Genomic DNA, 12412 nt, shown 5'->3' with positions numbered 1-12412 from the left:
AATAAAAGTAAAAGGAGGGTTTTTAATGGCTATAAAACCATTAGGAGATAGAGTTGTTATAAAAAGATTAGAAGCAGAAGAAAAAACAAAAAGTGGAATAGTTTTAGCAGGTACAGCAAAAGAAAGACCACAAGAGGCAGAAGTTATTGCAGTTGGTCCTGGAGCTATTTGCGATGGCAAAAGAGTTGATATGGAAGTAAAGGTTGGGGATAAAGTACTTTACTCAAAATATGCAGGAACAGAAGTTAAGTTAGATGGAGAAGAATATATAATTTTAAAGCAAGAAGATATACTTGCAATAGTTGAATAGGAGGGATGTTTTATGGCTAAGATGATAAAATTTGGAGAAGAATCAAGAAGATCAATGCAAAAAGGTGTTGATAAGTTAGCTGATACTGTTAAGGTAACACTTGGACCAAAAGGAAGAAATGTAGTTTTAGATAAAAAATTTGGATCACCTCTTATAACTAACGATGGTGTTTCAATTGCTAGAGAAATTGAATTTGAAGATCCATACGAAAATATGGGTGCACAACTTGTTAAGGAAGTTGCTACAAAGACTAATGATGTGGCTGGAGATGGAACTACAACAGCTACACTTTTAGCACAAGCTATTATAAGAGAAGGATTAAAAAATGTAACAGCAGGAGCTAATCCAATGCTTATAAGAACAGGAATTAATATGGCTGTTGAAAAAGCAGTTTCAGAAATAAAAGCAATTTCAAAACCAGTAAACGGAAAAGAGGATATAGCAAGAGTTGCAGCTATATCAGCAGCTGATGAAACAATAGGAACACTTATTGCAGATGCTATGGAAAAGGTAGGTAATGAAGGGGTTATAACTGTTGAAGAATCAAAATCAATGGGAACAGAATTAAATGTTGTTGAAGGTATGCAATTTGATAGAGGATATGTATCAGCGTATATGGTTACTGATACAGAAAAAATGGAAGCGGTTCTTGATAATCCATATGTTTTAATAACTGATAAGAAAATTACAAACATACAGGAAATACTTCCTATATTAGAGCAAATAGTTCAATCTGGAAGAAAACTTTTAATTATAGCTGAAGATATAGAAGGAGAAGCTATGGCTACATTAGTAGTTAATAAATTAAGAGGAACATTTACTTGTATAGCTGTTAAGGCACCAGGCTTTGGAGACAGAAGAAAAGAAATGCTTCAAGATATAGCTATTCTTACTGGTGGAGAAGTTATTTCAGAAGAACTTGGAAGAGATTTAAAAGAAGTAACTTTAGATATGCTAGGAGAAGCAGAAAGTATTAAAATTACTAAGGATAATACTACAATAGTAAATGGAAAAGGTAATTCAGAAGAAATAAAAGCAAGAGTTAATCAAATAAAGGCTCAACTTGAAGAAACAACTTCAGAGTTTGATAAAGAAAAATTACAAGAAAGACTTGCAAAATTATCAGGTGGAGTAGCAGTAATTAGAGTTGGTGCTGTAACTGAAACTGAATTAAAAGAAAGAAAGCTTAGAATAGAAGATGCTTTAAATGCAACAAAAGCAGCGGTTGAAGAAGGTATAGTTGCAGGTGGTGGTACTGCTTACGTTAATGTACTAAATAAAGTATCAGAATTAACATCAGATGTTTATGATACTAAAGTTGGTATTGATATAATAGTAAGAGCACTTGAAGAACCAATGAGACAAATAGCAACTAATGCTGGTGTTGAAGGTTCAGTAATAATTGATAAAGTTAGAAATAGTGAATCAGGTATTGGATATGATGCATTAAGAGGAGAATATAAAGAAATGATTAAAGCTGGTATAGTAGATCCAACTAAGGTTACAAGATCAGCACTTCAAAATGCAGCTTCAGTAGCTTCTACTTTCTTAACAACAGAAGCAGCTGTTGTTGATATTCCTAAAAAAGAAGAGCCAGTAGGGGCTCCAGGTGGAATGGGAATGGATGGAATGTATTAAGAGTAAAATAATAAACAGGCATAATTTTTGGATTATGCCTGTTTTATTTGAATAATTTATTAAAAAATAAGGAAAATAATTATGTATATGTTTTCAATAAAATGAAGAATTAGTTTATTATAAATAGATTATTGACTTTAAAAAAAATGTAATTTATAATAAGTTTAATTTAATTTTAGAAAGCATAAATAAAACTCGTATATACCTTGAATATGGCAAGGAGTATCTACCGGAAACCTTAAATTTCTGACTATGAGTGGATTTAATATACCAAATTAGTATAATACTTATATACTAATATAACATGGCATATTAACTTCACTTAAGGAAGTTAATGTGTTTTTTTTATACATAAAATTAGTAGAAGTTAAATGGGGAGGAAATAAATATGGCTAGAATATTAAAACAAGCATACACTTTTGATGATGTATTATTAGTTCCAAATAAATCAGAGGTATTACCAAGTGAAGTATCATTAAAAACTAAATTAACAAAAAAAATAACATTAAATATACCACTATTAAGTGCTAGTATGGATACAGTAACTGAATCAAAAATGGCTATAGCAATAGCTAGAGAAGGTGGAATCGGAATAGTCCACAAAAATATGAGCATTGAGGCTCAAGCTAAAGAAGTTGATAAGGTAAAGAGACAAGAAAATGGAGTAATAACAGATCCAATCTTTTTATCACCAGAACATACACTTGAAGATGCTGAAGAATTAATGGGTCAATATAGAATATCAGGAGTTCCAATAACAGTTGACGGAAAATTAGTTGGAATTCTTACAAATAGAGATATAACATTTGAGGATGATTACTCAAAAAAAATAAAAGATGTTATGACTTCAGAAGAATTAATTACAGCAAAAGAAGGAACAACAATAGATGAAGCAAAGGAAATATTAAAGAAACATAAGATAGAGAAACTTCCCCTAGTTGATAGCGAAGGTAATTTAAAAGGACTTATCACAATTAAAGATATAGAAAAAGCAAAGATATTCCCAAATGCAGCTAAAGATAGTCAAGGAAGGTTATTATGTGGTGCTGCAGTTGGTGTTACTGCTGATATGATGGATAGAGTAGATGCTCTAGTTAAAGCTAAGGTAGATGTAATTACTATAGATACAGCCCATGGACACTCAAGAGGTGTATTAGAGGGAGTAAGAAGAGTTAAAGAAAAATATCCAGAACTTCAAATTATAGCGGGAAATGTTGCTACACCAGAAGCTACAGAAGATTTAATAAAATCTGGAGCTGATTGTGTTAAAGTTGGTATAGGACCTGGATCAATATGTACAACAAGAGTTGTTGCTGGAGTTGGAGTTCCTCAACTTACAGCAGTTATGGATTGTGTTGAGGTAGCTAAAAAATACGGGGTATCAGTAATCGCAGATGGTGGAATAAAGTATTCAGGAGATATAGTTAAAGCTTTAGCAGCTGGAGCTTGTGCAGCAATGATGGGTTCATTATTTGCTGGATGTGATGAAGCACCTGGAGAAGTAGAAATATATCAAGGTAGAAGCTATAAGGTTTATAGAGGTATGGGATCACTTGGAGCTATGGCTTGTGGTTCAAAGGATAGATATTTCCAATCAGGAAATAAAAAATTAGTTCCAGAAGGAATTGAAGGTAGAGTAGCTTATAAAGGATTCGTTGCTGATACAATATTCCAAATGCTTGGAGGTATAAGAGCCGGAATGGGATATTTAGGAGCAAAAGATTTAAATACTTTATATGAAACAGCAACTTTTGTTGTTCAAACATCAGCGGGACTTAGAGAAAGTCATCCACATGATATTAATATGACAAAAGAAGCACCAAACTATAGCATTAGTAAATAATTATAAAGTAAAAAATAATTATAGTAATTTAAGATATTAATAAATGAATAAAAATTTATAAAATACAAAAGTCGAAGAATAATTTTAAAAAAAATAAAAATGTTCGTATTAATGGAGAAATTTTTTCTCTAATATGATATAATTTATTTATAAATAGAATAAAAAATATATTTAAAAAAGTATCTAGGAGGAGCGCATGAAGAAAGATTTAGTTTTAGTTGTTGACTTTGGTGGACAATATAATCAGCTAATAGCAAGAAGAGTAAGAGAATGTGGAGTTTATTGTGAAATAATACCATATAATTACACAATTGAAAAAATAAAAGCAAAAAATCCTAAGGGAATAATATTCACAGGTGGACCAAACAGTGTATATGGAGATGGTGCTCCAAGAGTTTCAGAAGAAATATTTGAATTAGGGGTTCCTGTACTTGGAATATGTTATGGAGATCAACTTATGGCTCACACTTTAGGTGGAAAAGTATCAACAGCTCCAGTTAGAGAATATGGAAAAACAGAAATAAACCTAGATAATTCATCAAAATTATTTAAAGGAATAAACGAAAAAGATATCTGTTGGATGAGTCATACAGATTACATAAGCGAAGCACCAAAAGGATTTAAAATAATAGCACATACAGAAGTATGTCCAATTGCAGCTATGGAAAATGAAGAAAAAAATCTTTATGGAGTTCAATTCCACCCAGAAGTTGAACATACTCCATTTGGACAAAAAATGCTTCAAAATTTCTTACATGAAATTTGTGGCTTAGAAAGCCTTTGGACAATGGCTTCATTTGCTGAAGATAAAATAAAAGAAATAAAAGAGTTAGTTGGGGATAAAAAAGTTTTATGTGCATTATCAGGTGGAGTTGATTCATCAGTTGCTGCTATGCTTGTTCATAAAGCTATAGGACATAATTTAACTTGTATATTTGTAGATCACGGTCTTTTAAGAAAAGATGAAGGTGATACAGTTGAAAGAGTATTTAAGAAAGAATTTGATATGAACATTATAAGAGTAAATGCTCAAGATAGATTCTTAGGAAAACTTAAAGGAGTTTCAGATCCAGAAACTAAGAGAAAAATTATTGGAGAAGAATTCATTAGAGTATTTGAAGAAGAAGCTAAAAAGGTTGGAGATATTGATTACTTAGTTCAAGGAACAATTTATCCAGATATAGTTGAAAGTGGAACAGATACTTCAGCTGTAATTAAGTCACACCATAATGTTGGAGGACTTCCAGAAGATATGGAATTTGATTTAATAGAACCTTTAAGAGAATTATTTAAAGATGAGGTTAGAGCAGTAGGAGAAGAACTAGGAATACCTCACAAGTTAGTATGGAGACAGCCATTCCCAGGACCAGGACTTGCAATTAGAGTTCTTGGTGACATAACTGAGGAAAAACTTGAAATAGTAAGAGAAGCAGATGCAATTTTCAGAGAAGAAATAGCTAATGCAAATCTTGATGAAACTATATGGCAGTACTTTGCTTGTCTTCCAAACATAAAATCTGTTGGAGTTATGGGAGATGAAAGAACTTATTGTCACACAATAGCACTTAGAGCTGTTACTTCAAGTGATGCTATGACTTCAGAATGGGCAAGAATTCCATATGAACTATTAGACTTAGTGTCAAGAAGAATTGTAAATGAAGTTAAAGGAGTAAACAGAATTGTTTATGATATAACTTCAAAACCACCAGCAACTATTGAGTGGGAATAGAATGTTTAGATAGGTTTACTATAACCTCTAAAAATAAATATCAGTTTCTAAACCAAGGTAGCTATAAAATTTATAGCTACTTTTTATTAACATTAAAAATGATTATATATGAATTAAAAATATAGAATATACTAATAATATTAATTAAACAATACTGATTTTTTATTAATATTTTATTATAATGGAATTATAGATTATTAATTTAAAAATAATATGTATAAAGAAGGGATAATATGAGATTAAAAAATAAAGTAGCATTAATTACTGCATCAACAAGAGGAATTGGACTAGCTTGTGTAAAACGTTTTGCAGAAGAAGGTGCAACTGTTTACATGGCAGCTAGAAACTTAGAGCGTGCTAATGCTAGAGCAAAAGAATTAAATGATAAGGGATTTAATGTAAAGGTTGTTTATAATGATGCTTCTGAAAAAGAAACTTATTTTTCTATGGTAGATGAAGTTATTAAAAAAGAAGGAAAAATTGATATTTTAGTTAATAACTTTGGAACATCAAATCCTAAAAAAGATTTAGATATTAAAAACACAGATTACAAAGATTATATAGAAACTATTGATATGAATATTGCAAGTGTTTTTATGTCTTCTCAAGCTGTTATACCACATATGGCTTCAAATGGTGGAGGAAGTATTATAAACATATCTTCTATTGGGGGATTACGTCCAGACATTTCACAAATTGCTTATGGAACAAGTAAAGCCGCAATTAATTACTTAACAAAATTAATTGCTGTACAATGTGCTAGAGATAATATTCGTTGTAATGCAGTTTTACCTGGAATGACAGCAACAGATGCAGTAAATGATAACTTAACTGATGAATTCAAAGAGTTTTTCTTAAAGCATACTCCAATTAGAAGAATGGGAAAACCAGATGAAATAGCAGGAACAGTAGTATATTTTGCAAGTGATGATTCAGCTTTTACTACAGGACAAATTGTTGATGTTTCAGGTGGTTTTGGTATGCCAACACCTGTATATGGAGATATGATTGAAATGAAAAATAAAAGATAGATGAAAATTTTATATCAAAATACAAGCTACTCACACAAAATACAAGTAGCTTGTATTTTTTATAATTAATAAATATAAAATTTTATATGTTAAGATAAATGTATAGTTTAAATTTTTTATTTTTATATGTATATTTTTAATATATTTTTAATTGATTTACTAAATAAAGTAACTAAATTAAGTTTATGTAATAATAAGAAAAATTTAATTTTTATTTTTATTAAATTATATAAAAATTTAAATGTTTACATAGGTTTTATTGTAAATATTATGCTTTTATAAGGTGTTTATATGTAGTAAAATATATATAGATAACATTTTCATTAATAAAGTAAGATATTTTTTTAATGAAAATGAATTATCGGTTTAAAATATATAGTGTAATGCATAAGATAAACTATGTCTTAACAATAATTTTTACACAAATAAGGAGGACTCGATTATGACTAAAGCACTATCATTAGATTTATCAAAAGCAGCTCCATATTTAAATATGGAAGAGATCGACTTTATGGATGATTTAGTACAATCAGCTCATAAGAAATTACATGAAGGAACTGGAGCAGGAAATGACTTTTTAGGATGGATTGATTTACCTGTAAATTATGATAAAGCAGAATTTGCAAGAATTCAAGAAGCTGCAAAAAGAATTCAAGAAACTTCAGAAGTTCTTGTAGTTATAGGAATAGGTGGATCATACTTAGGAGCTAGAGCAGCAATCGAAATGCTTACAAATAACTTCTATAATGTATTACCAAGAGAAGAAAGAAAAGCTCCACAAATATTTTACGTTGGAAATAATATAAGTGCAACATATATGAATCAATTACTAAAGGCTGTAGAAGGTAAAGATATATCAGTTAACGTAATATCAAAATCAGGTACTACAACTGAACCTGCAATAGCATTTAGAATATTTAAAGATCTTCTTGAAAAGAAATATGGAAAAGAAGAAGCTAAAAAGAGAATATATGCAACTACAGATGCTTCAAAAGGAGCTCTTAAATCATTAGCAGATGCAGAAGGATATGAAACTTTTGTAATTCCTGATAATGTTGGAGGAAGATTCTCAGTTTTAACTGCAGTTGGATTACTTCCAATAGCAGCAGCTGGAGTTGATATAGCAGAAATGATGAAGGGTGCAGCTGATGCAAGAGAACTATACTCAAATCCTTCACTTAAAGAAAATGATTGTTACAAATATGCAGCAGCAAGAAATGCTTTATATAATAAGGGAAAAGAAATAGAAATATTAGTTAACTATGAACCATCACTTCACTACTTCAATGAATGGTGGAAGCAATTATATGGAGAATCAGAAGGAAAAGATAATAAGGGAATATTCCCAGCTGCAGTTGATTTCTCAACTGACCTTCACTCAATGGGACAATATATTCAAGAAGGTAGAAGAAACTTATTTGAAACAGTTCTTCATGTAGAAAAAGCTGAAGAATCAGTTATTATAGAAGCTACAGAAGATAATATAGATGGATTAAACTTCTTAGCTGGAAAAGATATGAACTTTGTAAATCAAAAAGCTTTTGAAGGAACATTATTAGCTCATAATGATGGTGGAGTTCCAAACATGGTTGTTAGAGTACCAGAATTAACTCCTTACTACTTTGGTCAATTAGTTTACTTCTTTGAAAAAGCATGCGGAATTAGTGGATATCTTTTAGGAGTAAATCCATTTAATCAACCTGGAGTTGAAGCATACAAGAAAAATATGTTTGCTTTACTTGGAAAACCAGGATATGAAGATATGAAAGCTGAATTAGAAGCTAAATTAAAGTAGTTTATGAAAATTATAATTGATGGAGATGCTTGTCCAAGCATCTCCAAAATTGAAGATTTAGCAAAAGAATATGCTATAGAAGTAAATATTTTTGTTGATATACATCATGTTATAAAAAGTGATTATTCAAAAGTGATAGTTGTAGATAGCGGATTTCAAAGTGTAGATATGTATGTTGTTAATAATTCAAAAATAAATGATATTGTAGTAACTCAAGATTATGGAGTGGCATCTATGTGCTTAGGTAGAGGTTGTAAAGTTATAAACCCAAGAGGTACATTATACACTGATGATAATATAGATGTTTTGCTTGAACAAAGATATATAGCACAAAAATTTAGAAAAGCTGGTGGAAGGCTTAAAGGTAATAAAAAGAGAACTAAAGAAGATGAAGAAAGGCTTATAAAAAATTTGAGAGCTTTAATTGAATATATTATAAAAAATTGAAGGCTAAAGAAATATAATTATTTCTTAAAGCCTTTTTTATTTGTAGTTTAAATATAATGTTGTATAATATACTTAGATAAATATGGAATTTTATTTGTAAAATAAGGGTTATAATATAATGTATTATTATATTTATTAATACGGGGTGAAATTTATGGGAACTATGAACATTTTATTTGGCAAAAGGAGTCCTCAAGCACCTAAAGAGAATATAGAAATAGGCGTTGACTTCGAAGAAGCCATCGATTTTAAGGTTTTAATTGGTAATGATGGAATATGGAATACAATAAAAGAATTCAATAGTAAAAAGTCATGTGTATGGACACCGAAAAAAGAGGGTAATTATATGGTTATGGTACAAGGGAAAAGAAAAGGGTCTAAAAAATCATATGATTTTTTAGCAAAAGAGGCATATATTATAAGAAAGATTATAGGTGAAGAAAAATTGATTATGGATGTTTTACTAGAAAAGGAAGAATATTTTATTGGTGAAAAAGTTAATATAGAAGTTGTTTCTGAAGAAAGAACATTACTTTATAGGTTTTGGAAAAAAGGAGATAATGGCTGGGAGCCAGTTAGAGGCTATTCAACAGATTGTAAATTATCTTATGCTGTAACAAAAGAAGGCGTTGAAGAATTACTTATAGAATGTAAAAGGCCTGATTCAAAGGAAAATGTTGATGATTATAAAATTATAAAATTTAGTGTTAAAGAAAAAAATAAAGTTGAAATAATAGATTTTAAGTGTTTAACAGATGAATTATTATTGAATGAGGAACTTGTATTTAAAGTAAAAGCTTCATGTGAAGATGCAAGACCATTGTTATTTAAATTTATAAAAATGGACAAGTATGGAAGATCTATATGTGTACAAGATTATTCATCAAGAAGAATTGTAAGTTTTCAAGAAAATGAAGAAGGGGAATATAAGTTACTTTGTTTAATGAAAGATATATTTTCAAATAAAGAATATGATGACAGAGCTGTTATGGTGTATGAAGTAAAACCATATAAAGCTATAAGAATTAATAGTTTTAAAGCTGATGTAAAAAGTCCACAAATTTCAGGAACGGATATAACATTTAAAGTAGATGCGTCAGGTGGAAGAGAATTAGTATATAGATATATTATTGATGGGCCAATAGCAGAAGATTCTTGTTATACAAGAAGTAAAGAATTTTATTGGAATCCTAGAGAAAAAGGGTCATATAAAATAACTTTATATGTTAAAGACATTTCATATGAAGGAGATTATGAAGAGAAAAAAACAATACTTTTTGATATAGATAAAAGAGGAGATAAACCTATAAGAATTGTTGATGTAATATCAGATCAACGTAAGGAAGTTCTTATAAATACTCCAATAAATATTAGGGCTATAGCAGAGGGAGGCAGTATACTTTTATATTCTTTTGTTATATTAAAAGATGGAGTTGAAATAGATAGAAGAGATTTTACAAGGACAAATTGGTTTAATTATGTACCTCATGAGAAGGGTGAATATGAAATAAGTATTAGAGTTAAAGATAAATATTCTTTAAACGAATACGATGTTGAATCAAGTTTATTTTTTAAAGGGAAAGATTACTTACCAGGAACTATAGATTATATATTACTTCCATGTAAGGAGAATTTTTTAGTTGGAGATAAATTTGAAATAGAAGCAGTAGTACAAAATACAAACAATATATTAGTTAATTTTGTTACCAAAATAAATGGTCATGAAGTTGAAGCAACCGGCTTTGTTAAGAATAAAAAATTATCTATTACACCAAAGTGTTCAGGAAAATATACATTTGAAGTATATGCTAAAAATATTAAATGTGAAACAGATTTTGATACAAAGAAGGAAATTTCTATTTATATTTATGATGCAACTCCTGTTACAGATACTAAAATAACAATAGATAAAGAACCAATAAAAATAAATAAAGAAGTGAATTTTTGGGCAGAAAGCAATGGTGGAAAAGATGTATGTTATGAGTTCTATGTAATGGAGAGAGGAAATTGGGTAAAAGCTCAAAGTTATAGTAAAAAAAGATATTATACATTTATACCATTTTCAAAAGGAAAGTATAGAGTAATGGTTCTTGCAAAGAGCTTTTATAAAAGAGTTAATTATGAAGATTACTGTGAAATAGAATTTACTGTTTAAAATAAAGAAGCCTTTAGAGGCTTTTTTATTATGCAAATAATTGCTTTTTAATTAAATTAATAATACAATAAGATGAAACTTAAGTAGACTGTTGATATATAAATGATTTATTTAATATTTTTAAATACTAAATAGGTGATAATAAAAAATATATTAATGAATATATAAAATAATTGTTTAATTAAAAATTATAATAATTAATTAGTAAATTTAATATAAAAATAAAGTTAAGGATAAGAGGTGTATTTTATAGTGCAAAGATTAGATAAGATAATTTCAAATTTAGGATATGGAAGTAGAAAAGAAATAAAAAAGATTGCTAAAAAAGGTGTAATTGAAGTTGATGGTGAAATTGTAAAAGATAGTGCGATGCTAGTTGATCCAGATAAGTCAGTTATAAAAATAAATGGTGAGCAAATTTTTTATAGAGAATTTATATATCTTATGATGAATAAACCTGATGGTGTTATTTCAGCTACATATGATTCAAGAGAAGAAACTGTAATAGATTTACTAGAAGTTGAGCATCAAGTTTTTGAGCCATTTCCAGTTGGTAGATTAGATAAAGATACGGTAGGATTATTATTTTTAACTAATGATGGTGAATTAAATCATAGATTAATATCTCCAAAATGGAAGGTAGACAAAATTTATTTTGCAAGAATTGATAAAAGAGTAACAGAAAAAGATGTAGAAGCATTTAAAAATGGAATAACATTAGATGATGGATATAAATGTAAAGAAGCTACACTTGAAATCTTAAGCGCTACTGATGAAGGTTCAGAAGTAAATATAACAATTCAAGAAGGAAAATTTCATCAAGTAAAGAGAATGTTTGAGGCTGTAGATAAGAATGTTGTTTATTTACAAAGAATAGAATTTGGCGGAATTAAACTAGATAATGAATTAGATGAGGGCGAATATAGAGAGTTAACAGAAGAAGAAATTGCACATTTAAAAAGCTTTTAACGAATAATAAATTTAATATGCAAGAAAAGTATTCATAATATATGAGAGAATTAAATAAAAATATCAAATTTACTTGCATTTTATAATGCGTTAACATATAATACTAATGCGAGGATAAATAAAAGGAATAAATAGCCCCCTTTTTATTTATTGCTTATTGCTAAGACGTAACCGAGCCCCAATGGTTACGTCTTTTTTGTATAAATAATTATTATTGTATGCTTAATTTAAATAATAAAAATAATTAAATTTAAACAATGTGGTTTAAATATTTCATAAAATTAATAAAATGAAATTTATATTGCAAAATTAATTTGGATAAATAAATATATTTATTCAAAAATTATATTAGAAGGAATTTTGACATGTTTACAATAGTATTTAATAAATGTATAATTATATAAGTTAGATTTAAGATAAATTAAAAATGTTAAAAGTGCGTTGAAGAAGAAGAGTATATGAATATTTACTTTTCAGAGAGTTAGGCAATTTGGT

At 28.7% G+C, this 12412-nt stretch carries 9 protein-coding genes, 1 riboswitch and 1 other annotated feature (1 of these 11 running past the window's edge); all 9 genes read left to right on the top strand.

Annotated elements, in window-relative coordinates; genetic code table 11:
- Window positions 1–25 precede the first annotated feature (25 nt).
- The 9 genes from groES (at window position 26) to AC4FQ1_RS09845 (ending at window position 11917) form a co-directional block, all read left to right on the top strand.
- Window positions 26–310 (top strand): co-chaperone GroES, encoded by a 285-nt coding sequence (gene groES, locus AC4FQ1_RS09885; protein ID WP_491169582.1) that lies wholly within the window; start codon window positions 26–28, stop codon window positions 308–310.
- A gap of 12 nt (window positions 311–322) precedes the next feature.
- Complete coding sequence (gene groL / locus AC4FQ1_RS09880) at window positions 323–1948, top strand: chaperonin GroEL (RefSeq protein ID WP_491169581.1); 1626 nt, start codon at window positions 323–325, stop codon at window positions 1946–1948.
- A gap of 175 nt (window positions 1949–2123) precedes the next feature.
- A riboswitch (purine riboswitch) is annotated at window positions 2124–2221 on the top strand.
- 115 nt (window positions 2222–2336) lie between these two features.
- Complete coding sequence (guaB, locus tag AC4FQ1_RS09875; RefSeq protein WP_491169580.1) at window positions 2337–3791, top strand: IMP dehydrogenase; 1455 nt, start codon at window positions 2337–2339, stop codon at window positions 3789–3791.
- Window positions 3792–3987: 196 nt separating this feature from the next.
- On the top strand, window positions 3988–5520 hold the full coding sequence (gene guaA / locus AC4FQ1_RS09870) for a glutamine-hydrolyzing GMP synthase (RefSeq protein WP_491169579.1): 1533 nt from the start codon (window positions 3988–3990) through the stop codon (window positions 5518–5520).
- A gap of 233 nt (window positions 5521–5753) precedes the next feature.
- On the top strand, window positions 5754–6551 hold the full coding sequence (hdhA, locus tag AC4FQ1_RS09865) for a 7alpha-hydroxysteroid dehydrogenase (protein WP_491148746.1): 798 nt from the start codon (window positions 5754–5756) through the stop codon (window positions 6549–6551).
- A 442-nt stretch (window positions 6552–6993) separates the two neighbouring features.
- Complete coding sequence (locus AC4FQ1_RS09860) at window positions 6994–8346, top strand: glucose-6-phosphate isomerase (RefSeq protein ID WP_303130983.1); 1353 nt, start codon at window positions 6994–6996, stop codon at window positions 8344–8346.
- Window positions 8347–8349: 3 nt separating this feature from the next.
- Entirely contained in the window at window positions 8350–8793 is a 444-nt protein-coding gene (locus AC4FQ1_RS09855; RefSeq protein ID WP_491169578.1) for a YaiI/YqxD family protein, read from the top strand.
- A 154-nt stretch (window positions 8794–8947) separates the two neighbouring features.
- Entirely contained in the window at window positions 8948–10948 is a 2001-nt protein-coding gene (locus AC4FQ1_RS09850; protein ID WP_491169577.1) for a triple tyrosine motif-containing protein, read from the top strand.
- A 252-nt stretch (window positions 10949–11200) separates the two neighbouring features.
- The gene (locus tag AC4FQ1_RS09845; protein WP_491169576.1) at window positions 11201–11917 is read left to right on the top strand and encodes a pseudouridine synthase; all 717 of its coding nucleotides are present in this window, start codon (window positions 11201–11203) and stop codon (window positions 11915–11917) included.
- Window positions 11918–12349: 432 nt separating this feature from the next.
- Window positions 12350–12412 (top strand) — a binding site (T-box leader); it runs 146 nt beyond the window's last position.

It is taken from the genome of Clostridium sp. TJA020, from assembly GCF_058310295.1.
Note: the sequence above shows the minus strand (reverse complement) of the source record. Positions and strands in the feature narration are given on the sequence as shown.